The 22238-nt window shown below is 73.7% G+C and carries 20 protein-coding genes; 10 read left to right on the forward strand and 10 right to left on the reverse strand.

The window, feature by feature from the left end; translation table 11 throughout:
- Nucleotides 1-20: 20 nt before the first annotated feature.
- Complete coding sequence (locus tag O2W18_RS07755) at nt 21-1586, reverse strand: cytochrome ubiquinol oxidase subunit I (RefSeq protein ID WP_269186973.1); 1566 nt, start codon at nt 1584-1586, stop codon at nt 21-23.
- A 139-nt stretch (nt 1587-1725) separates the two neighbouring features.
- Between O2W18_RS07755 and O2W18_RS07760 the strand changes: the two genes are divergently transcribed.
- Genes O2W18_RS07760 through O2W18_RS07770 form a run of 3 tightly spaced genes read left to right on the forward strand, consistent with a single transcriptional unit; the run spans nt 1726 to nt 4020 of the window.
- Nucleotides 1726-2103 (forward strand): BlaI/MecI/CopY family transcriptional regulator, encoded by a 378-nt coding sequence (locus tag O2W18_RS07760; RefSeq protein WP_036337048.1) that lies wholly within the window; start codon nt 1726-1728, stop codon nt 2101-2103.
- Nucleotides 2104-2105: 2 nt separating this feature from the next.
- Nucleotides 2106-3041 (forward strand): M56 family metallopeptidase, encoded by a 936-nt coding sequence (locus tag O2W18_RS07765; protein WP_269186974.1) that lies wholly within the window; start codon nt 2106-2108, stop codon nt 3039-3041.
- A 40-nt stretch (nt 3042-3081) separates the two neighbouring features.
- Nucleotides 3082-4020, forward strand: a complete 939-nt coding sequence (locus O2W18_RS07770; RefSeq protein WP_269173378.1) for a quinone oxidoreductase family protein — start codon at nt 3082-3084, stop codon at nt 4018-4020.
- A gap of 10 nt (nt 4021-4030) precedes the next feature.
- On the opposite strand, the gene O2W18_RS07775 is transcribed toward O2W18_RS07770, so the two are convergent.
- The 4 genes from O2W18_RS07775 to O2W18_RS07790 all read right to left on the reverse strand — a co-directional run bounded on the left by O2W18_RS07775 (nt 4031) and on the right by O2W18_RS07790 (nt 6771).
- Nucleotides 4031-4375 (reverse strand): helix-turn-helix domain-containing protein, encoded by a 345-nt coding sequence (locus tag O2W18_RS07775; protein ID WP_269186975.1) that lies wholly within the window; start codon nt 4373-4375, stop codon nt 4031-4033.
- 66 nt (nt 4376-4441) lie between these two features.
- A complete protein-coding gene (locus tag O2W18_RS07780; RefSeq protein ID WP_269186976.1) occupies nt 4442-4927 on the reverse strand; it encodes an Hsp20/alpha crystallin family protein in 486 nt (161 codons plus the stop codon).
- Nucleotides 4928-5098: 171 nt separating this feature from the next.
- On the reverse strand, nt 5099-6076 hold the full coding sequence (locus O2W18_RS07785; protein WP_269186977.1) for a YihY/virulence factor BrkB family protein: 978 nt from the start codon (nt 6074-6076) through the stop codon (nt 5099-5101).
- 89 nt (nt 6077-6165) lie between these two features.
- Complete coding sequence (locus tag O2W18_RS07790; RefSeq protein ID WP_269186978.1) at nt 6166-6771, reverse strand: TetR/AcrR family transcriptional regulator; 606 nt, start codon at nt 6769-6771, stop codon at nt 6166-6168.
- 75 nt (nt 6772-6846) lie between these two features.
- On the opposite strand from O2W18_RS07790, the gene O2W18_RS07795 reads away from it, so the two are divergent.
- Nucleotides 6847-7971, forward strand: coding sequence for an MFS transporter (locus tag O2W18_RS07795; RefSeq protein ID WP_269186979.1), 1125 nt, complete (start codon nt 6847-6849; stop codon nt 7969-7971).
- Here O2W18_RS07795 and O2W18_RS07800 read toward each other — a convergent pair.
- Nucleotides 7934-8821, reverse strand: coding sequence for an oxidoreductase (locus tag O2W18_RS07800; protein WP_269186980.1), 888 nt, complete (start codon nt 8819-8821; stop codon nt 7934-7936). The genes O2W18_RS07795 and O2W18_RS07800 overlap by 38 nt on opposite strands.
- Before the next feature lie 141 nt (nt 8822-8962).
- Between O2W18_RS07800 and O2W18_RS07805 the strand changes: the two genes are divergently transcribed.
- Genes O2W18_RS07805 through O2W18_RS07815 form a run of 3 tightly spaced genes read left to right on the forward strand, consistent with a single transcriptional unit; the run spans nt 8963 to nt 11248 of the window.
- Nucleotides 8963-10231 carry a YibE/F family protein gene (locus tag O2W18_RS07805; protein WP_269186981.1) on the forward strand — a complete coding sequence of 423 codons (1269 nt, stop codon included), beginning with the start codon at nt 8963-8965 and terminating at the stop codon, nt 10229-10231.
- 34 nt (nt 10232-10265) lie between these two features.
- Complete coding sequence (locus tag O2W18_RS07810; RefSeq protein ID WP_269186982.1) at nt 10266-10889, forward strand: class I SAM-dependent methyltransferase; 624 nt, start codon at nt 10266-10268, stop codon at nt 10887-10889.
- Between the two features lie 26 nt (nt 10890-10915).
- The gene (locus O2W18_RS07815; RefSeq protein ID WP_269186983.1) at nt 10916-11248 is read left to right on the forward strand and encodes a TraR/DksA family transcriptional regulator; all 333 of its coding nucleotides are present in this window, start codon (nt 10916-10918) and stop codon (nt 11246-11248) included.
- A 19-nt stretch (nt 11249-11267) separates the two neighbouring features.
- Here O2W18_RS07815 and O2W18_RS07820 read toward each other — a convergent pair whose 3' ends face one another.
- Nucleotides 11268-12707, reverse strand: coding sequence for a M1 family aminopeptidase (locus O2W18_RS07820; RefSeq protein ID WP_269186984.1), 1440 nt, complete (start codon nt 12705-12707; stop codon nt 11268-11270).
- A 371-nt stretch (nt 12708-13078) separates the two neighbouring features.
- Between O2W18_RS07820 and O2W18_RS07825 the strand changes: the two genes are divergently transcribed.
- Nucleotides 13079-14125, forward strand: a complete 1047-nt coding sequence (locus O2W18_RS07825; RefSeq protein WP_269186985.1) for a hypothetical protein — start codon at nt 13079-13081, stop codon at nt 14123-14125.
- Between the two features lie 72 nt (nt 14126-14197).
- Here O2W18_RS07825 and O2W18_RS07830 read toward each other — a convergent pair whose 3' ends face one another.
- The 3 genes from O2W18_RS07830 to O2W18_RS07840 are packed head-to-tail and all read right to left on the reverse strand — an operon-like array spanning nt 14198 to nt 20426.
- A complete protein-coding gene (locus O2W18_RS07830; protein WP_269186986.1) occupies nt 14198-14917 on the reverse strand; it encodes a BPL-N domain-containing protein in 720 nt (239 codons plus the stop codon).
- 2 nt (nt 14918-14919) lie between these two features.
- Nucleotides 14920-16254, reverse strand: coding sequence for a heparan-alpha-glucosaminide N-acetyltransferase domain-containing protein (locus O2W18_RS07835; protein WP_269186987.1), 1335 nt, complete (start codon nt 16252-16254; stop codon nt 14920-14922).
- A gap of 2 nt (nt 16255-16256) precedes the next feature.
- Nucleotides 16257-20426: a Pls/PosA family non-ribosomal peptide synthetase gene (locus tag O2W18_RS07840; RefSeq protein WP_269186988.1), complete on the reverse strand. Its 4170-nt coding sequence runs from the start codon at nt 20424-20426 to the stop codon at nt 16257-16259.
- A gap of 285 nt (nt 20427-20711) precedes the next feature.
- Between O2W18_RS07840 and O2W18_RS07845 the strand changes: the two genes are divergently transcribed.
- Nucleotides 20712-21392, forward strand: coding sequence for a 4'-phosphopantetheinyl transferase family protein (locus O2W18_RS07845; protein ID WP_269186989.1), 681 nt, complete (start codon nt 20712-20714; stop codon nt 21390-21392).
- 280 nt (nt 21393-21672) lie between these two features.
- The gene (locus O2W18_RS07850) at nt 21673-22236 is read left to right on the forward strand and encodes a TPM domain-containing protein (RefSeq protein ID WP_269186990.1); all 564 of its coding nucleotides are present in this window, start codon (nt 21673-21675) and stop codon (nt 22234-22236) included.
- Nucleotides 22237-22238 lie beyond the last annotated feature (2 nt).

Consider the following 22238-nt stretch of genomic DNA (forward strand, 5'->3'; position numbering starts at 1 on the left):
CTCTCGGTCTCGGGGCCGGGTCAGTACGCGAAGGACAGGACGTCGTCGTCGTCCGGCCGCCGGGTGCTCGCGCTGCCCGGCGTGACGTCGGCGTCCGGGTCGCCGTCGGGGGTGTGGCCGGGGGTCGGGGAGCCGTCGCTGGTGGTCACCCCGCGGCGGACGAAGTTGACGATCAGCCACAGCTCCACCACGGCCAGGGCGCCGTAGACCACGGTCAGGGCGATCAGCGACGTCCAGACCTCGGCCGCGCTGATGCCGGGGGAGACCGCCTGGGCGGTGAAGAAGTAGACCTGGTCCTCGCGCGGCACGTCGGGGTTCGGGTACACCACGAAGGGCTGGCGGCCCATCTCGGTGAAGATCCAGCCCGACGCGTTGGCGACGAACGGCGCACCGACCGCGAGCAGGGAGCCGTAGACGCCGATCCGGGACGTCGGCACCCGGCCCCGGCGGGTGGCCCACAGCGCGTAGGCCCCCACGCCGGCGGAGACCATCCCCATGCCGATCATCAGTCGGAAGTTCCAGTAGGTGACCGCGAGCAGCGGGGTGTAGTCGATCGGCTCGCCGGCCTTGTCGCCGAAGGACGGGTCGTCGGGGTAGGTCGCCCCGTAGGCCGCCGCGTACTCCTCCTGCAGCTCGTTGACCCCGGGCACCGCAGTCTCGAAGTCGCCGTGCGCCAGGTAGGAGAGCAGGGCCGGCACGGTCCAGGAGTGGACGTCGTCGCACTCGTTGCTGCCCAGCTTGCCGAAGGCGAAGACCGAGAAGGGCGCCGGCGCCTCGGTCTCGCAGAGCGCCTCGGCCGAGGACATCTTCAGCGGCTGCTGCTGGTACATCAGCTTGGCCTGGTAGTCACCGGTGATCGCGACGAGCACGAAGGCGATGAGGGAGGCCCAGCCGCCGATCCGCACCGAGCGCCGCCACACCTCGTGGTCGACGTCCTCGGGGGAGAGGCCGGCCAGCCGGCGCTTGCGTAGGTGCCACAGGCCGATGCCGACCAGCAGTGCGGCGGCGACCATCACCGCGCCGACGATGGCGTGGCTGAACGCGGCGAGCGCGGTGTTGTTGGTCAGCACCGCGAGGAAGTCGACCTGCTCCGGTCGGCCGGTGGCGTCGTCGGTCACGACCCCGACCGGGTGCTGCATCCAGGAGTTGGCCGCGATGATGAAGTACGCGCTGACGATCGAGCCGATCACCGCCGCCCAGAGCGCGGCGAGGTGCACCTTCTTCGGGATCCGGCCCCAGCCGAAGATCCACAGGCCGAGGAAGGTCGACTCGAGGAAGAACGCGAGCAGCGCCTCCAGCGCCAGCAACGACCCGAAGACGTCGCCGACGAACCGGCTGTAGGCGCTCCAGGCCAGGCCGAACTGGAACTCCTGGACCAGCCCGGTGGCCACCCCGAGGACGAAGTTGATCAGGTAGATGCGGCCCCAGAAGCGGGTCATCCGCAGCCACTCGGGGTTGCCGGTGCGCACCCACATCGTGTGCATGACCACGAGCAGGACGCCGAGCCCGATGGTCAGCGGGACCATCATGAAGTGGTAGACGGTGGTGATCCCGAACTGCCAGCGCGCTACGTCCAGGACGTCCACGGCTTGGTGCCTCCCTGCCTCGTACGATCGGCGCGTAGTCTTCTACCTGTTGTAGAACTCATTTCTACGCCTCGTAGAACTTCTCGTCCACGACCCGCAGTGACCATCGGGTGTGAGACGCCGGACAGGGGAGGGACCAATGGCCTCACTCGGTGAGTTGGAGCGCACACTCATGGACCGGCTCTGGGCGGCGCCCGGTCCGGTCAGCGCGACCGAGCTCCAGCAGCAGCTCGCCGACCGCGGGCTCGCGCTGACCACCGTGCACACGGTGCTCAGTCGGCTGGAGCAGAAGGGGTTCCTGGTCCACGACGAGCGGCGCCCCCGGCGCTTCACCCCCCGGGCCACGCGCGAGGCGCACGCGGCGGAGCTGATGCACGAGGTGCTCGGCCAGGCGGGGGACCGGCAGGCGGCGCTCGCCCGGTTCGTCGGCAGCGTCGACGCCGAGGACGCCGCGATGCTGCGGGCGCTGCTGGCCGGCGGGGACGGGGCCGGCTCGGACGCCGCCGGCGCTCGCTGAGCGTGCTCCCGGCCACCGCTCTGGCCCTCGGCGTCCTCGCCGCACTCCTGGCCTGGCCGGTGCCGGCGGCGCTGGCCCGGGCTCACTGGCCCCGGCGGGATCCGCTCGCGGCGCTGGTCTGCTGGCAGGCCATCGGGCTGGCCGGCGGCCTGTCGATCATCGGCGCGCTGCTGGTGCACGGGCTCGCACCCTGGGGGCACTCGCTGCCCGAGGCGTGGTGGCACTGGGTGACCTGGCAGCCCAGCACCGAGCCGGTCCGCGGTGACCACTGGGTCGCCCAGACCCTCGCCGCGGTGCTGGCGGTGGAGCTGCTGGGGGTGCTCGCGCTCTCCGGCGTCCGCACCGCGCGCACCCGGCGGCGGCACCGTGCGCTGCTGGAGCTGCTCGTCCGGCCGGGGGTGTCCGCGGCGGAGGAGACGCTGCTGCTCGACCACCCCGCCCCGGTGGCCTTCTGCATCCCCGGGGCCCGCCCGCTGCTGGTGCTCTCCTCCGGGATGGTGGCCGAGCTGGACGGCGCGCAGCTGGACGCCGTCGTCGCGCACGAGCGGGCGCACCTGCGCGAGCACCACCACCTGCTGCTGCTGCCCTTCGTCGCCTGGCGGGCGGCGCTGCCGGTGCTGCCGGCGGCCGACCGGGCGCACGACGGGGTCCGCGACCTGGTGGAGATGCGCGCCGACGACGTGGCCCTGCGGTCGCTGTCCGGGCCGAACCCGCGGCGGACCCTCGCCGTCGCGATCGTGGCCGCCGCCGGCGGAGCGGGGGGCCAGGTGCCCGACGGGGCGCTCGCGGTCACCGGGGGACCGGTCGCGGTCCGGGTGCGGCGGCTGCTCGCCCCCGCGGACCCGCTGCCCGCCCGGGCCCGCTGGGCGGCGCTGGCGAGCGCGGTCACCCTGATCTTCCTGCCCACGTTGCTGTTGCTGCTTCCCGCGGTGGTGTAGGCGCAGAGCGCGCGATCGCCTGCTCCCCTAGCGTCGGGTCATGGACGCAGCAGTGCTCACCGAGCCCGGCACCCCCACCTTCGCCTCGTTCGACGAGCCGGTCGCCGGCCCGGGGCAGGTGGTCGTGGACGTCCGGGTCGCCGGGGTCAACCCGGTCGACGTCGCCATCGCCGCCGGCGCCTTCGTGACCAAGCCACCGTTCCCCTCGGTCGCGGGGCGCGAGGGAGTGGGCACGGTCGAGGGCCGGCGGGTCTACTTCAACGGCTGTGTGGCGCCCTTCGGTTCGATGGCGCAGCGCGCCCTGGTGCCGGCCGACGCGCTGTTCGACGTGCCCGAGGGGCTCGACGACGGGCTCGCGGTCGCGCTCGGCATCGCCGGGCTGGCGGCGTGGCTGCCGTTGCAGTGGCGGGCCCGGCTGCAGCCGGGGGAGACGGTGCTGGTGCTGGGGGCCAGCGGGGTGCTGGGCACGATCGCCGTCCAGGCGGCGAAGGTGCTCGGCGCCGGCCGGGTGGTCGCCGTGGCCCGGGACGGGGAGTCGCTGCGGCGGCTGGCCGGCCTGGGCGCCGACGCCACCGTCGAGCTGGCCGGCGACGAGTCGGTCGCCGCGATGGCGGAGCGGATCCGGGTGGCGGCCGACGGTGGGGTCGACGTGACCATCGACCCGGTCTGGGGTGAGCCGGCGCTGGCGGCCATGGCGGCCGCTCGGCGGGGGATGCGGCACGTGCAGATCGGCCACTCGGCGGCGCCGGCGGTGGAGGTGGCCGCGGGCGGCTTCCGGGAGGCGATGGTCGACCTGCTCGGATACACCACCCGGCACGTGCCGCCGGACGTCGTCGCCCGGGGCTGGGCCGAGCTGACCGGCCACGCCGCGGACGGGCGGATCGCGGTGGAGGTGGAGCGGGCGCCGCTGGCCGACGTGGCCGCGGTCTGGGCCCGGCAGACCTCCTTCGCCCACCGCAAGCTGGTGCTGGAGCCCTGACCCGGCCGGCTCAGCGGGCCTGGCCGCGGAGCTCCTGGCGGGCGGCGTCCCGCTCGTCGCGGGCGTGCTCGGCGTCCGCGACGGCCTCGGCCAGGTCGTCCTGGAGCTGCACGATGACCTGCGCCGAGCCGAGCAGGTGGCCGTCGTCCAGCAGCACCCGCACCCGGGCGGCCAGCTGGAGCTGGTGCCGGGAGTAGCGGCGGTGCCCCCCGGGCGAGCGGTGCGGGTGCAGCACCCCGGAGGAGTCCAGGCTGCGCAGGAAGGCGGCCTGGACGCCGAGCAGGTCCGCCGCCTGGCTCATGGTGAGCACCGGGTGGTCGGGGTCGTCCAGGGGCTGCAGCGGGTCGGTGCTCATCGGTCCTCCGGGAGACGACGGGAGGGGCGGGACCGTGGGTCCCGCCCCTCCCCGGGTTGCTGTCGATCAGCTGTCGACGGCCGGCTGCTCGCCCTCGATGGTGTGCGCCTCCACCGCGGCCGGGGTGTCCGCCCGGGTCACGGCGATCTTGCGGGCCTTGGCCTTCTCGGCGACCGGGATGCTCACGGTGAGCACGCCGTCGTGGTAGCTCGCCTCGAGCCGGTCGGTGTCCAGGCTGCGGCCCAGCACCAGCTGCCGGGTGTAGCTGCCGAACGGGCGCTCGGCGACCTGCCACTGCGCGTTCTCGATCTGCGGCACCGACCGCTCGGCGCTGATGGTCAGCGTGGTGCCCTCGACGGACAGGTCGATCGAGCCGGGGTCGACGCCGGGCAGGTCGAAGTGGGCCACGAAGTTGTCGCCCACCCGGTAGGCGTCCATCGGCATGCCGGCGAGCGGACGGGCGGTGGTGGTGCCGGATCGGCCGGTCAGCTGGTCCAGCGCGCGGAAGGCCGCGGACGTCGCGGCGAAGGGGTCGTAGGAAGTCAGCATCATGGCTGCGTACCTCCGGATGTCGTGCAGGTCCGATGTTCTGGTGTCGCCGCCTCCGGTGAACCTCCAGCGGCAACTAAAGATTACCTCGGGCGTGCAGTGGAGTAAACACCGCCGACACAGAAACCTTTCAGTGGCCGCTGGAGGTTCTTCCGGCTGCGGGTCGGAGCCGGTTCAGTCCTTCGTGCGGTCGGGTGGGTCGAAGGTGACGTGCACCGTCTCGAAGCCCTTGGTCCGCTGGGCCTTCGCCATGCCGGTGTAGCTCCGCCGATCGCCGGGGGTGAGGTCGACGTCGTCGGTGAACGGGGTGAGCAGCGCCCGGGGCCAGAGTCGGTTGACCCGCACCACGTTGATCTCCACGCACAGGACACCGACCACCGCGGCCAGGTACAGGAACGCGAGGAGGCCGAGCACGAGGGCGAAGACGCCGTTGGTGGCGCTGGCAGTCGTCATGACCCGGCTGACGTAGGTGACCCCGAAGGTCTGCAGCAGCTGCCACACGACCGCAGCGAGGAACGCTCCCGGGAGCACCTGCCGGATCGTCAGGGGGCGGGCGGTGGCCAGTCGGAAGGCGAACACGAAGACGGCGGCGTTGATCAGCACCGACCCGAGCACGGTCAGGACCCGGGGCGCCCCACCCATCGAGCCGGCGTGGCCGGCGGTGACGGTGGCCAGGGCGGTCGTCCCGATCACGGCGAGCCCGGCGGTGGCGACCAGCAGCAGGCTCAGCCCGCGGGCGAGGAACGGGTTGGGCCGGCTGTTGCGCGGCACCGCCCAGGCGGTGTTCATCGCGTACTGGATCGCCTGGGCGACCCCGAGGGCTCCGTAGAGCGAGCCCAGGATGCCGACGATCACCCCGAGGACGCCGCCGCTGAGGCCCCGCGGCTCACCGAGCTGCTCGCCGACCACGGGGAACTGGCTCACCGCCGAGTCGAGCAGTCGCTGCTGCAGTTCGGGGTTGTCCACCAGGACGTTGCTCAGGATCGTCGAGAACAGCAGCAGCAGTGGGAACAGTGAGACGAAGGCGTAGTAGGTGATCAGTGCGGAGAGGTACGGGCCGGAGTCGTCCACGTACTTGTAGACGACGGCGATGGGGAACCCGGCCGCGCGGCGCCGGCGCTGCAGCCGGTCGAGCTTCTCGACGACGGACACGGCGGCAGTGCATCACGGCACCCGGGCCGCCGCACCACGTGGGGCCGAGGACGGGGGGGGCTCCCGGGCGTCGCCATCGGCCGCGGGGCTCAGTGACCGGCGGCGTGGCCCCGCTGGGCGAGCCAGGCGGTGGCCAGGTCGCGTGCCCGCTGCACCGGGTCGCCGGCGTGCAGCTCGGGGGTGGTCCACTCCCGGGCCGAGCGGGCCAGCGCGCCGTCGTAGCAGAGCAGCAGGGTGGTGGTGGCCTCGTCCGGGTCGGCCAGGCCGGCGGCGACGGCGAGCTCTCGCAGTCGGTCGGTCAGCAACCGGGAGTCGGCCCGCAGCCACGGCTGGCCCGGGTGGTCCGGCGGCAGTTCGGTGGCCGCCGCGAGGAACCCGCAGCCGCGGCGGCTGCCCTCCCGCTCCCGGTACCGGACCAGGGCGTCGAAGAGCGACAGGAGTCGGTCGACCGGGTCGGTGCGCTCGGCGAGCACCTCGTCCCAGGTCTGCCGCCACACCTCGAACCGCTGCTCCAGGTAGGCCGCCACCAGCCCGTCCTTGCCGGCGAAGTGGGCGTACATCGTCGCGGGGGCCACCTGGGCGCGAGCCAGGACCGCATCGACCCCGGTCGCGGCGATGCCGGACTCGTAGAACAGCTCCCCGGCCGCGGCGAGCAGCCGGTCGCGAGCAGGCCGGGTCGCGGAGTTCGGGGTCATGCGCCTACTGTAACGCTCGTTATGGCGAAACGATCGTTACAGTCAGCAGCGCCCACTCGCCCGACCGCGCTGGTCGTGCCCGGGCTGGCGGTCATCGCGGTCACCTACGGGCTGGCCCGGTTCGGTTTCGGCCTCTACCTGCCGCAGTTCCGGGCGGCGTTCGGGCTCTCCCCGGGCACCGCCGGCGCCATCGCCGCGGCGAGCTACGTCGCCTACTGCCTCACTGCCTTCGTCGCCCAGCGGCTGGCCGGGCAGGGGCGCGCGCGGTGGGCCCTGTGGCTGGCCGGGAGCACGGCCGCGCTCGGGTCGCTGCTGGTGGCCGCCGCCTGGTCGGTCCCGGTGCTGGCGGTCGGGGCGCTCGTCGCGGGCAGCGGCGCGGGGGCGGCCAGCCCGGCACTGGTCGCTGCCGTCGCGGCGACCGTGCGGCCGGACGCCGAACCGCGAGCGCAGGCCCTGGTCAACAGCGGCACCGGCGCCGGCGTCGTCGTCGGCGGGCTGCTCGTGCTCACCGTGCCCGACGCCTGGCGCCCGGCCTGGGCGGCGTTCGGGGTGGCGGCCCTGCTGCTCACCGCGTGGGCCGACCGGGCCAGCCGCTGGCCCACCGCCCCGGAGACCCGCCCGGACGCGCCGCTGCGTGACCTCGTCCGGCCACTGGTCGCCGCCGTCCTGGCCGGTGCGGGTTGTTCCGCCGTCTGGACGTTCGGGCGGGACCTGATGACCGGCGCCGGCGCACTGCCCGACGACACGACCGGTCTGCTCTGGTGCGTGCTGGGCGGGGCGGGCCTGATCGGTGGGCTCAGCGGCGACCTGGTGCTGCGGATCGGTCTGCGCGGTGCCTGGCTGTGCTCGACCGGGATCGCGGCGGCGGCCACCCTGCTGCTCGCCGCCCTGCCCGGTTCGCCGGCCGCCGTGGCGGTCGCACTGGCCGGCTTCGGCACCGCCTACGTCGCGCTGAGCGGGGTCCTCATCGTCTGGGGTGGTCACCGGCTCCCCGCCGCGGCGCCGCAGGCCGCGGCGGTGCTGTTCATCGCGCTCACCCTGGGCCAGGCTGCCGGGGCGCTGGTGCTCGGCGCGATCGCGGACGCGGCGAGCAGCCGGACGGCGTTCGTGGTGGCTGCAGCCCTGGTCCTCGCGGCGGCGCCGGCTGCGGAGCCGGCGGCGCTCAGGCCGGCGGCTGGGTCGGGAGATCCACGCCGGTGAGCTCGGCGGAGGCGGCCCAGAGCCGGCCGGCCAGCACCGGGTCCGAGGCCGCGGGGCTGCGGCCGGCCAGCGTCGGCGCGCCGCGCATGGTGGTGCCGTCCGGTCCGGCGAAGCCCCCACCGGGCAGGTCGGCGACGGCGGCGAACAGCGTGGGCAGTGCGCCCTGCTGGGCACTGGTGGCCAGGGCCCGGTTGGCCACCGCCATCGCGGCGTCCTTCACCCGGTTGCCCGTGCGGCCCTGCAGGTTGGTGGCCGCCCAGCCCGGGTGGGCCGCCAGCGCACGCACCGTGGAGCCGGCCGCGGTGAGCCGACGCTGCAGCTCCAGGGTGAACAGCAGGTTGGCCAGCTTCGACTGGGCGTAGGCGCCGGCGGCCGAGTAGGTCCGGCGCTCCCAGTTGAGGTCGTCGAGCACGATCTCCCCGGACCGGTGCAGCATCGAGGACACGGTGACCACCCGGTCGGTCACGTGCGGCAGCAGCAGGTCCGTCAGCACGAAGTGACCGAGGTGGTTGGTGCCGAACTGCAGCTCGAAGCCGTCGGCGGTGCGCCCGGCCGGCACGTGCATGATCCCGGCGTTGTTGACCAGGACGTCGAGGTCGCCGGTCCACCCCTCGGCGAACTCGTGCACCGACGCCAGGTCGGCCAGGTCGAGCCGGCGCACCTCCACCTCGCCCGGCAGGTCGGCCGCCGCCTCGGTGCCGCGGGTGGTGTCCCGCACGGCCAGCACCACGCGGGCCCCGGCCAGGGCCAGAGCGCGTGCGGTCTCCAGCCCCAGGCCGCTGTTCCCCCCGGTCACGACGACGGTGCGGCCGGTCTGCGCGGGGATGTCGGCGGTGCTCCAGGAGGCCATGTCCCGACTCTAGGCAGCGCCTCCCCGGCCGGCAGGGCACCGGCGCGGGCGGGCGGACGCCGGTCCCCGGCCCTACGGACGCGACGACGCCGTCCGCCCGTCCGGCCGGGGATCGGCCGACCGGCCACCTAGCCTGTCCGGGTGTCGGCCCACTCCCACGTCCACGGACCCGACGGCGAGGTCCGCCCCCCCGACCCGGCCGCGGTCGCCCGTCGCCGCACCGCCGTCCGGCTGATGCTGCTGGTGCTGGTGCCGGTGGGCATCGCCACGCTGGTCGGCCTGGTGGCGCTGTGGCCCAGCAGCGAGCAGACCGCGGCGCAGCGGGCGGCGGAGTCGTTCCTGCCGTCGGGGACCACGTTCCCGGAGGCGACCATCGCCTCGCTGGAGACCTACGAGTGCGCCGCCGCGACCGGCAACGCCCCTGCGCAGGTGTGTGCCCAGGCGGTGCTGGTCGTCGCCGAGGGCGAGAGCTCCGGCGAGTACGTGCAGGTCGAGCTCTCCTCGGAGGTGGTGGCCGAGGGCATCGAGGTCGGGGACGAGCTGGTGCTCAACCGGGACCCCGGCATCGAGAGCGGGGAGGTCACCTACCAGTTCCAGGACTTCCCGCGCAGCACCCCGATCATCACCCTGGCGCTGGCGTTCACGCTGGTGGTGGGGGCCGTGGCCCGGTTGCGCGGGCTGCTCGCCCTGCTCGGTCTGGGGTTCGCGTTCTTCATCCTGCTGCAGTTCATGCTGCCCGGCCTGCTGGCCGGCTCCTCGCCGATCTGGGTGAGCCTGATCGGCTCCTCGGCGATCATGTACGTCGTCCTGTACCTGGCCCACGGCTTCAACGCCCGGACGACGACGGCGCTGCTGGGCACCCTGTTCGGGCTCGCGCTGAGCGCGGTGCTCGGGACGATCGCCGTCGCCGCCGCACACCTCACCGGCCTGGCCAACGAGGAGGCCGTGCAGCTGCTCACGTTCGACCCGACCCTGGACTTCTCCGGCCTGGTGCTGGCCGCCCTCATCGTCGCCGGGCTGGGCATCCTCAACGACGTCACCATCACCCAGGCGTCCGCGGTCTGGCAGCTGCACGAGGTCTCGCCGGAGATGGGCTGGGTGCAGCTGTTCCAGCGCGGCATGGCGATCGGGCGCGACCACATCGCCTCGACGATCTACACGATCGTCTTCGCCTACGCCGGCGCCGCGCTGCCGCTGCTGCTGCTCTTCGACATCTACGAGCGGCCGTTCTGGACGACGCTGACCGGCTCGGTGGTCGGTGAGGAGGTGGTCCGCACGCTGGTCGGCGGGATCGCGCTCGTGCTCGCCGTCCCGGTGACCACGCTGATCGGCGCCCTGGTGGCGGCCGCGGCGACCTCGGCGACCCCCGCGGCACTGCCGGCCGACCGCGCCGAGGGCGCCACCCGATGACCCTCGCGGGACCCGGGAACGGGATGCTCGTGCGGTGACTGCCGACCTGCTGGCCGCCGCGGCCGCCGCACCCGGGTTCATGCCACCGGACGAGGGCCGGGCGCTCTACGCCGCGGCGCGGGCGGTGCAGGTGCCCGGGCCGCTGCTGGAGATCGGCAGCTGGCAGGGCAAGTCGGCCCTGTACCTGGCCGCCGCCGCCCGGGAGACCGGCCGGCAGGTGGTCACCGTCGACCACCACCGCGGCTCGGAGGAGCACCAGCCCGGCTGGGAGTACCACGACCCGTCCCTGGTCGACCCGCTCGCCGGCCGGATCGACACCCTCCCCGGCTTCCGGCAGACCATCGCCGCCGCCGGCGCCGAGGACGTCGTGGTCGCCGTCGTCACCCGGTCGGAGGTGCTGGCCCCGCTGTGGTCCACCCCGCTGGCGCTGCTGTTCCTCGACGGCAGCCACACCGAGGAGTCCGCGCGTCGCGACCAGGACGCCTGGGTGTCCAAGCTGGCCGTGGGCGGCACGCTGGCCGTGCACGACGTCTTCCCCGATCCGGCCGACGGCGGGCAGGCGCCCTTCGGGGTCTACCAGCGGGTGCTGGGCTCGGGGGAGTTCACCGAGCTGCCCGGCACCGGCTCGCTGCGGCTGCTGCGGCGCACGTCGTCCTGACGGAGCGGGTGCTGGACCATGACGGGATGACGGTGATCGACGACCTGACCCGCACCCGGGCCGAGACGCTGGCGCAGATCGATGCGCTGACCCGGGAGTTCGACGAGGTCGTGGCTGCGTCCCGGTCGTCCAACGCCGACGACGAGCACGACCCGGAGGGCGCGACCATCGCGTTCGAGCGCCAGCAGGTGGTGGCGCTGCTGGACCAGGCGCGCCGCCGGTTGGCCGACGTCGACCTGGCGCTGGTCCGCGCCGCGGCGGGGGAGCACGGCCGGTGCGCCGACTGCGGGCAGCCGATCGCCCCGGAGCGGCTGGCCGCCCGCCCGCAGGCGCGCACCTGCATCGCCTGCGCCCGCTGAACCGGCGCCCGGACGGCGATCAGGGCAGCGCACCGACCTCCTCGAGCTCGTCGAGCACCTCGGGCAGCTCGGCGAACGCCTCCTGGACGTCGTCCGGCGTGGCGATCGACCAGGCGTTGGCGCGCAGGTACTCCTGCAGCGCCGCGTCGAACGCCTCGGCGCCCACCTGGGCCCGGGCGTCCACCAGGGTCGTCCCGCCGGCGATGTAGACGGTGTCGTAGTAGGCAGAGCTGGGCCGCCGGAACTGCTCCCAGTACTGGATCGGCTCACCCACGCCGTGCCGGCGGGACCCGGGCAGGTCGGCCATGCTGGCGGAGCCCTCGCCGTGCACGACCATCTGCGCGAAGGTCGCGAACGACTCGTCCAGCCAGGGGTGCACGCCCTGGTTGTTGCCGACCAGGCCGTAGAGCCACATGTGCGCCAGCTCGTGGGTCACCAGCGCTCGGCGGAAGTCCGGGTCGACGTCGCCGAACTGGATCGCGCCGGGGAACTCGATGCCGCTGGTCTGGCTGGACAGCACCGAGACCCAGAGGTCGGCGTAGGGGAAGGGCCCCAGCAGCTCGACGAGGGCCGCCATCGACGCCTCTAGCTGGGCCAGCCACTCTGCCGCGGTCGCCTCGTCCACGTCTGCGTCCAGGCCCACGTGGACCCGGACACCGCCGGTCTCCGCCGACTGCACGACGAGCTCCCCGACGGTGACCGCGACGTCCCGCACCGAGGGCGCGGTGAACTCGTGCACCGTGGTGCCGCCGGGACCGTCGGAGGTGCCGACCAGCTCGCCGGTGCCGAGCACCTCGTACCGGGAGTCCGCGACCACCTCCAGCGAGGCCAGCTCGAAGTCCTCGCTCACCGCCATCTCCCCGGCGACGGCCACGCCCGGGCTGCGGTCCCATCCCCGCCCGCGCTCCCAGGCGAGCAGCGGGAAGGCGGTGGCGAACCAGGCGGCGTCGACGTCGGTGGAGGTGCCGACCCGCTCGTTGACGTCCGGACCGAGCTCCACCTCGAACTGGATCTCGACGGTGATCTCGTCGCCGGGTTCGGCGCACTCGGCCAGCGGCACCTCCAGCAGGGTGCCGGCGGGCGCACTCTCGGGTGCCCCGGCCGGCACGTCGCGGGCCTCGGCCGGCTCGCCGTCGACCCGCACCTCGGACACCGTCAGCCCACTGCCCGCGCGGGCGGTGGCCGGCTTGTTGGGCCAGGAGCGGAAGACCAGCACGCAGGTGTTGAGGTCGGGGGTGAAGACCACCCGCTCCTCGCCGGCGACCGTCTCCAGGTCCTCGGCGACGTCGAAGCGCAGGTCGACCACCGGCCGGTCGGCCCACGGCTCCGCCCACCCCTCGGCCTCCGGGGCGGTGGTGGGCGGGGGCTCCGGATCGGGGGAGCCGCCCGTCGTGCAGCCGGCGAGGAGGACGGCTCCGGCGAGCGCAGCTGCCGCGGCCCGTCGACGACCCGCGCGCATCACTGCCCCTTCGAGGTGGACGACGGGGTCCTCCCGCCACCGTCCATCGTCCCGGTTGTGCGCAACGGGTGCCAACCCGTCGTCTTCGGCAGTCGGTGGGATCCGGCACACCGACCGCCGGGGCCGGCGTGACGGGTGTGACGAATGAGCCAACTGTGAACCGAGCGTGACCTTACGGATGCACTAAGTGCGTGTAACGATCAGTTCCGTAATCACCGCACACCGTCCGCACTCATGCGGCGGACGCTCGGAGGGGTCTCTTCTTGTCCAGACGTCACACCCGGAGTGGCCGTGGCCGCCGCTTCCTGTCCGCCCTCTCCACCCGCCGGGGCCGGCGCGCACGCGCCGGCGTGGCCGCCGCCTTCCTGTGCGTGACCGCCATGTTGGGCGCCACCAACATCGCGGACACCACGCCCGCCGCCTCGCCGGCGAGCAGTGAGCAGCCGCAGGCCCAGACCGGTGTCCAGCTGGAGGCGGTCAGGGCCGAGAAGGCTGCCCGGCACGCAGAACGGGCACGTCAGCGCGCCCAGGCGCCGGCTCCCTCGACGGCCGCGCCGGCTCCCCAGCCGACGCCGGCTCCTGCCCCGGCTCCCGCGCCTGCGCCCGCACCGGTCGCCAGCACCCCGGCGCCGGCGCCCGTGCCGGTTGCCGCGCCCGCCCCGGCTCCGGCAGCTGCCCCGGCAGCTGCCCCGGCCGCGAGCACCCCGGCGCGCACGGCGGCCCTGACCAACCGGACGACGTCCTTCAGCGCCGCGGGGTACACCGCGGACTACCGCGTCTTCGCCGAGGGCATCGACCCGGCGAAGCCGATCGGCCTGCTGGTGTACGCCGACGGCACCGGCGAGTACGGCGTCGAGAACCCGACCCAGGCCTACGCGATCGGCGGGTCGACGGGGCTGGCCGCGGTGGCCCGGGCGCGCAACATGGTGCTCGTGGCGCCGTTCAGCCCGAACCGCTCCTGCCAGTGCTGGGAGCAGGGGGACGCCGCCGGGTACGCGAAGTACCTGGCGGCGCTGATCGCCGACGCGAAGACCCAGTACGGCGCCGGTGAGCTCTGGTTCGCCGGCTACTCCTCGGGCGCGCAGGCGGCGACCCGCTTCGTCTTCCCCGCCCACCCGGCGCTCTGGTCCGGCGGCGGTGGGGTCATCGCGATCGGTGGCGGCGGCGCACCGGCGGGTCGGGCCAGCATCCCCGCCGACGTCAAGGGGAAGGTCGCCCTGCGCTGGGACACCGGCGCCCAGGACACCGGGGCCGGCGGCGGGTTCAACGCGCTGTCCGGGCCCTGGGGCGCGCAGGCCGGGCAGCAGTGGTACTCGGCCCAGGGCCTCAACACCCGGCTCGTCGCCCCTGCCGGGGTGGGCCACAACCGGTCCGGGGAGTTCGGCACGATCGTGGCCGGCTTCCTCGACGAGGGCTGAGCCGACCGCGGGACCATCCCGCACCGCAGGCCGCCGTGCGGAGCGTGAGCTCCGCACGGCGGCCTGCGGTGCTCAGCGGGTCCGGGTGACCTGACCGATCCGCATGACCCGGTCGACGAGGTCCTGGGTGAGGTCGGCCCGCAGGTCGGCGGGCACGGGCAGACCGACGTCGGTGAACCAGTCCGCGGTCGCCTCCGGATGCGGCCCGACGACGCCGACCGCGCCGGCCCCGTAGGGGGCGACGACGGCCGCGGGCAGGCCGTTCTCGTAGGTGGCGAGCACCTCGGCCGGCCCGCGGGCCGGGTCGAGGTCGAACCAGGCGCCGTCCTGGAAGAACACCTGGCGGCGGCGGCCGTCCCAGACGACGGTGGCCACCGCGTCGTCGGTGTGGGTCGGCCACGCCCCGGGGGAGGAGACGAACTGGTCGGCGTCCCCGGGCAGGAGCCCGAAGCCGGGGGTCTCCCCGGCGAGGTACCCGCCCAGGCAGAAGCCCAGGTAGCGCCCCCCACCCGCGACGTACTCCTGGACCGCCGGGGCCTGCTTGCGGAGCTTGCGCCACGCCTTCTTCAGCTCACCGCCGCCGGGCTGGGCGTAGAGCGCGGCGGACGCGAGCACCGCCGGCTCCAGGGCCAGCTGCTCCTTTGGTCCGACGAAGCGGACGTCGAGGTCCCACCGGCTCCGCGCCAGCGCAGCGGCGACCGCCTCGGGGCAGCCGGCCGTGGAGGCCGGTCCCCGGTAGACCAGCGCCAGTGGCCGGTCACCGCCACGCCCGAGACCGCCGCGCCCGAACACGTTCAGCCGCCGGCCGTGGTGGCCGGCGCCCGGTGCGCTCCGGAGGAGTCCAGCACCTTCCGTCGCACGATGTCGGTCGCCCGCCAGACGAGCTCCTCCAGCGGTCCGCGCAGATGGCTCCGGTTCCAGACCAGGGCGAAGGTCAGCAGCACGGCGACCTGCACCACCAGGTTCAGCACGCCGCGGGGGATGGGTGCGGCCACCAGCAGCAGGTGGACGCTGTAGAGGGTCAGCGTCATGCTGCCGCCGGCGGCCAGCGGGCGCAGCAGCGGCTGCAGGCCCCGGCCGAGCAGCAGGCACACGCCCAGCACGGCCAGCGCCACCCCGATGGTGAAGGCCAGGTCGAGCGGGCTGCCGCTGTGCGGGGCCGTGGCCACCAGCCACCACGGGCTGTTGGTCGGCGTCGTCCCCGAGGGTCCCCAGGTCAAGGTCTCCTGGTAGAGCTCGAAGTCCATGGTCTGCAGCGCGTCCACGCGCAGCTCGGCGCCCCGGCCGCCCAGGGTCAGCAGCAGCATCGACAGCAGGCTGGACGCCAGGGCGAGCGCCAGGCCGAGCAGCGTGATCTGGCCGACGACCCGCCGCGAGGCGAGCACCGCCCGGCCCACGGCCATGCCGGCCAGCAGGTAGGCGATCCAGACCAGGGCGGGGAACACCCCGGTGAGGGTCAGCTGGAGCAGCAGCCCCAGCGGGTCGGTGACCAGGTCGGTCAGCGTCGGGTTGGCCACGGCGACCGGGGTCAGCTCCAGGCGCAGCGCATAGCTGACCAGCGGCATGACGAGCGCTGCGATCACCGCCGCCACCACCAGCCCGCGGGTCGACAGCCGCAGGAACGGGATGGCCAGGGCGAAGAGCACGCCGTAGTAGGCCAGGATCACCGCGGCGTCGCCGGTCCCGACGACGTACCCGAGCGCGAGGCCGATCGCCGCGATGATCACGGCCCTGGTCAGCAGGGACAGCGCGCCGGCCCGCCAGGCCAGGCCACGGGGCGGACGGCGCCGGCCGGTGGAGAAGGCGATGCCGACGCCGGCGAGCAGGGCGAACAGCGCAGACGCCTTGCCGTTGGACAGCAGCCACGCCCACGACACGCCGTCGTCGTCGCTGGCCGCGGGGATCAGGTGCACCGACATCATGCCCACCAGGGCGACGCCGCGGGCGGCGTCGATCCCGATCAGGCGTGCGCGCGGGCGCGGGGTCGCCGCGTCCGTCCGGGTGCCCTCGGCCGGGGTCCCGGCGACGTCGCCGGCCGGTGCGCAGCTGTGCGGCAGGGCCGCCACGGCGGCACCGTGCTCCGGGGGCAGTGGAGCCACGATGTTCTGGTGCTCGCTGGTCTGGGACACGGTCACACCTCCCGGCTGTTCGACGCGGTGCTGAGCTGCCGGCTCTCGGTGGTCGGGTTGTCCACCGCCGGGTTGTCGAGAGCAGTGGTGTCGATCGCCGGGTCGTCCCGGACCGGCAGCGTGCTGGCCGGGGCGCGGCCCACCTTCTGGGCGGGGATGCCGCTCCACGAGGTGCCGGGAGGCAGCACCTCGCCCTTCATCACGAGGGAGAGGTCGGCGATCGTGGCGTCCTCCTCCACGGTGGCGCCGTAGAGGACGACGGACTTGTCCCCGACGCTGGCCCGGTCCCGGATGATGACGTGGTCCATCTTCATCACCCGGTCCTCGAACAGGTGGGTCTGCAGCGAGGCGTTCGTGCCCACGGAGACGTCGTCGCCCAGGGTCACCAGGTCGAACTCGGTGAGGTAGGTGGTGTCGATCAGCGTCCGCCGGCCGATCTTCGCCCCGTAGAGCCGCAGCAGCGGGCCGAGCAGCGGCGTACCGGTCAGCCAGGTCAGCAGCGCCGGGACGGCGGCCGCCTCGTAGATGCCGGTGACGAACTCGGTCCGGCGCACGAAACCGCTCCACAGCGGCTCCACCCGCGGCTTGTACCGGCCGACGAGGGCCCACTTGAGCAGCGCGACCCCGACCACGACCGCGAGGCTGGAGAGCAGCGCGATCAGCGGCGCCACCACCACGGTGACGAGCACGCCCTGGTTGGCGGCGAGCACCGAGGCGCCGTACAGCGTGCCGAACATCGCCAGGGCCAGGATCGAACTCGGCAGCACGATCCGCAGGAACTCGATCGCGTACCGGGCGCGCACCCGACGGCGGCTGGGCGTGAAGGTCTCCGCCTCCGTGAAGCCCTCGTACAGCTCGCGGCGCGGCAGGTTGATCGGCGGCGAGCCCAGCCAGGAGCTCCCCGCCTCGACGCCGGTGGTCGGTGGCACGCTGCGCACACCGATCAGCGAGCCGTCGCCCAGGCGCGTGCCGGAGGGGATGTACGCGGCGTTCCCGACGAAGGCGCGGGCGCCGACCTCGGTCACCTGGAAGGCCACGTGCCCGTTGGCGTAGGTGGCGCTGCCGACGCTGGCCATGTCCGCCACGAAGCTGCCCTCGCCCAGGGTGAGCAGGTCGGGGTCGATGTTCGCGATGGTGGACACCTCGGCGCCACGGCCGACCTTGGTCCCCATCGCCCGGAGCCAGATGGAGGTGTACAGCGTCGCGTACATGCTGTTGTTGAGCATCAGGCTCATCTCCAGCAGCTTGTCGCCCAGCCACTTCTCCAGCCCGAGCTTGGAGCGCACGTGGTGCACGCCGGGCGGCGTCTCCGTCAGGGCCAGCCGGCGGCAGCCCAGGATGAGCGCGCAGGAGGCGGCCACGAAGACCGGGCCGGAGAGTGCGGTGGCGAGGAGGGCGGCGCCCAGCCCGAAGGTCAGCAGCACCCACCAGACCAGCGCGACCACGGGGAGCAGCACGAAGAAGGGCAGGAGCTCCAGGAGCGTGATGCCGGCGGCGAAACCGGTCCGCAGCTGACGCGTCCAGGTGGTGGGTGCAGCGGTGCAGCTGGTCATCAACCCGAGGACCGGGTCGGCCGGCTCGGTCGAGGCCCGGGCCGGCGAACCGGCCCAGGTCGCACCGGCGGGGACGATCTCGCCGGCGGGCAGCAGCGACTGCTCCCGCAGGACGCCGCCGTCCTCGACCGCCGAGCCGGCCTCCAGCAGCGACTGCGAGCCGAGGGTCGCGCGGGCACCCACGGAGACGACGCCGAGGGAGAGGACGCCGTCGGCGACCCGGTGGCCGTGCAGCTGGGTGCCGTAACCGATGGTCGCGCCTGGGCCGATGTCCAGCATCGCCGGGAGGCTGATCTCCGACGTCCCGATGTGGCAGTCGTCGTCGATCCGCGCCCCGGCCAGGCGCAGGTAGGTGGCCGCCCACGGGGAGCCGCTCAGGACCGTCAGCGGGGAGATGACCATGAGCTTCTGCACGGTCCAGACCCGCAGGTGGGTCCAGGTCCACAGCGGGTGGTCACCGGGCTGCAGTCCCCGGGACAACAGCCGCGAGCCGACCACGGGGAGCACCCAGCGGACGACGAGGAAGAACGCCGGCAGGGCGAGGGCCAGCTGGACGACCAGGGCGGCCGAGGGCTCCCCGCCGTTCAGCGCGTAGACCAGCGCAGCCGGGAACAGGAAGAGCAGGACGATGCCGTAGAAGGTGGCGAACTGGGCCGACCCGAAGACGGCGACCCGGCGGCGGGAGGACTGCACCGGGCGACGCAGGTGCGGCTCGGCGACCGCGTCACCCGACCGGGCGTCGTCCTCCAGGTGCGCGGCGAGGGACCGGACCGTCGGGTGCCGGTAGAGCTCGAGGATGGACAACCCGGCGCCCAGATCGCTGGAGCGCATCGTGGAGATGATCCGTGCGGCGAGCAACGAGTGGCCACCGAGCGCGTCGAAGAAGTTCGCCTCGACCGACACCGAACCGCCCGGCAGGCCGAACGCCTCCTCCCAGATCCCGGTCACCCAGGCCTCGACGGGGGTGTCCGGCGGCACGTAGTCCCCGGTGTCCCGCATCAGGCGCGGGCCCTGCGGGTCGGGCAGCGCCTTCCGGTCGGCCTTGCCGCTCGGCAGCATCGGGATGGTGGAGACGACGTCGAGGAAGGCCGGGACCATGTAGGGCGGCAGCTGCTCCAGGAGCAGGTCGTGCAGCTCGGCGACGAGGTCCGCGGCATCGTCCCCGGGGCGGGGGATCACGTAGGCGGCGAGCTCACCGCCGCTCTCCGGCGCCGGCAGCAGCGTCACGACCGCGGCCGTGACCCGGTCGTGCTGCAGGAGCATGCCCTCGATCTCCTGGAGGTCGACGCGGTGGCCGCGGACCTTCACCTCGCTGTCGGCGCGGCCGAGGTACTCCAGCTCGCCGTCGGGGAGGAAACGCCCCAGGTCCCCGGTGCGGTACAACCGCTCACCGGGGAAGCCGTGCGGGTCGGGCAGGAAGCGGTCGGCCGTCAGGTCGGGCCGGTTGACGTAGCCGAGCGCCACCCCGGGCCCGCCGACGCAGATCTCGCCGATCTCGCCGTTGGCCACCGGCCGGCGCTCGTCGTCCAGCAGGGTGACGCGGTAGGTCGGCAGCGGCCGCCCGATCGTCACCGGCTTGCCGGGGTAGAGCTCGGCCATCGTGCAGGTGACGGTGGTCTCTGTCGGGCCGTAGGTGTTCAGGATGCGGCGACCGGGGCCCCAGCGGTCGACGAGCTCCCGCGGGCAGGCCTCGCCGCCGACGTTCACCGTGCGGATCAACGGGAGGGTGCGGTCCAGCGTGGCGAGCACGGTGGGGACGCAGTAGATCATCGTGATCTCCTGCTCGGCCAGGAAGTCCGCCAGCCCCGAGCCCACCCGGCGCCCGTCCGTGGGGCCGGCGACGAGGGTCGCCCCCACGGCCCAGGTCGGCCAGATCTCCTCGATGGAGAAGTCGAAGGCGATCGTCATGCCCTGGTAGACCCGGTCGCTCGGCTCGACGCCGTACAGGACCGGCACGATGCCGACGAAGTTGCAGATGCTCGACTGGGCGATCTCCACGCCCTTGGGCCGGCCGCTGGAGCCCGAGGTGTAGATGACGTAGCAGACCGGGTCGCCGCCGGTCTCCAGCTCGGGTCGCCAGCTCGCTGCGGCCGCGAGGTCGCCGCCCAGCTCGTCCAGGAACAGGGCTGAGCAGGGGAGCCCGCTGCAGGTCGCCGCGAACGAGGTGGTGGTGACCACGAGCCCGAGGTCGGAGTCCTCGGCCATGAACTGCACCCGGTCTGCCGGAGCTGCCGGGTCGATCGGGACGAAGGTCGCCTCCGTCTTCGTCACCGCGAGCAGGGCGACGTAGGTGTTCACCGAGCGGTCGAGCAGGATCCCGACCCGGACGCCGGACCGGACGCCCAGCCCGAGCAGGTGGTGTGCCAGCCGGTTGGCCCGCTGGTCGAGGTCGGCGTAGCTCAGCCGCTCGCCGTCGCACTCGAGTGCCGTCGCCGAGGGGTGCTCGTCGCAGGTCCGCTCGAAGAACTGGGACAGCCGAGTGGTGTCCTGATGTGGTCGGGGCGGAGCACCCGCGACGTTCTCGGAGAACGAGAAACGTCGGGTCGGGGAGTCGACTCCCGGGTCCCTGGGGGTGGTGAAGCCTGGGATGAAGTCCCGGCTCTCGCTCTCCGTCGACATGGACTCGCTCTCACAGTTGACAATCAGGAATCGAGAACGACGCTAAGGAGAAACAAGGTGCAATGCCACCCGTTCGGGGTGAACTCACAGTTCTCTGTGAAACTTTGACTGAGGGTGTTCAGGTGAATCCACAGCGTTGAGAAATGCCGAAACACGGAGACATGATCAAACTTCCATTGTGGTCAACCGACTCCGGTGAGTGAGGGTTCGAGCTGGCTGCCACGTCGGGGTGGCCGGAGGGCTGAGATGGTGCGCACGGGCCTTCGTCGCGCACCATTGGTCGTCGTGGCCAGCCCGGGCGAGGTGCTGGCCGGTACCGACGTCGGCCTGCTCGGGCGGGTGGAACGGGCCCGCAGCGCTGCGCTGCACGACCCTGCGGACCGGTCCGCCTACGTCGCCGCACACCTGCTCGTCCGCCGGTGCGCTGCGGCGCTGACCGGACAGCCGGTGACGGGCCTGGTGGTGCACCAGTGGTGCACCGAGTGCGGGACGGCGGGGCACGGGCGCCCGTCCCTCGTGGACCTCCCCGACGTGCAGATCAGCTGGTCCCACGGCCCGGGTGTGGTGGTTGCCGCCGCCGCCTGGCGCCCGGTGGGCGTGGACGTCGAGGCGTTCCCGGCGGACGGCCCCACAGCCGGCCGGTTCCCCGGGCTGGCCCCGGCCGAGGAGCGGCAGGTGCGGTCGGCGGTGGACCCGTCGCTGCTCGCCCTCCGGCACTGGGTGCGCAAGGAGTGCCTGGTGAAGACCGGGACGACGACGCTCGCCGGGGTGGGGCGGATCGACCTCTCCCGGCTGACCGAGCGCCGCGACCGGGCCGGGCGGTCGGTGAGCCGGTACCGCGGGCTGTACCTCACCGACTGGTGCGACCCGGCGCGGCGGGCGCTGATCGCGGTCGCCGGTGGGGGCGCGCCTGTCGTCCGCCCGCTGGCCGGCCTCGCCGGGGCCGACGCGTCAACCGAACGCTGAGTGAACGGGGACACAATTGCGCGACCATTGTGTTCACCAACAGTGAGTGGTTCCTGACGCAATTGCCCGGCCGACCCGCGTGTCGGCGAAATGGTCCGCCTCTCGGTGCGCCGCACCCCATCGGGGAACACGATCGACAAGAGGTGTGCGATCTGTTCGGCCACCCGGCGCGGAGCCGCGCCAGAGCTGCCGCCCCCACCGATGACGTCCGGCCGTCTATCCAGAGGAAGTGTGTGTGCGCACGCGAATCGCGTTGTTGGTCCTCCTGATCACCGGGGCGATGCCTGCAGGGATCGCGACGGCTGAGCAGCCGGTCGCCCTCGACGCACCGATCACCGACGAGGCCGGCGTGCTCGGCGCAGGTGCAGCCGCGGCCGAAGAGGCCGTGGCCGAACTGCGCTCCCAGACCGGGATGGTCCTGTCCGCCGTCTTCGTCCCCTCCTTCGACGGCGTGGAGGACGGCGCCGACTGGGCCGAGCTGACCGCGATGGAGTCCGAGCTCGGCGACGAGGAGGTGCTGCTGGCCGTCGCGACCGACGAGGCCGAGTACGAGTGGTGGGTCGGGAGCGAGTCGGCACTGCAGCCGGACGCCGTCGAGACCCTGATGAGCGAGGACGTCGAGCCCGCGATCGTCGAGGGCGACTGGTCCGGTGCGGTGGTGGCGCTGGCCGACGGGCTGCAGTCCACCGACGTCGTCGACCCGGCCATGCCGTCGTGGTCGGCGACGCGGACGGCCGTGGTCGTGGTCGTCCTCGTCGGCGTGCTGACCGCCTTCTACCTCGTCTCCCGGCGCGGGTCCCCGGAGGACCGGGAGCCCGCGGCCACGCCGGCCCGGCAGAGCTGACC

It is taken from the genome of Modestobacter sp. VKM Ac-2983 (assembly GCF_026967885.1).
GTDB lineage: Bacteria > Actinomycetota > Actinomycetes > Mycobacteriales > Geodermatophilaceae > Modestobacter.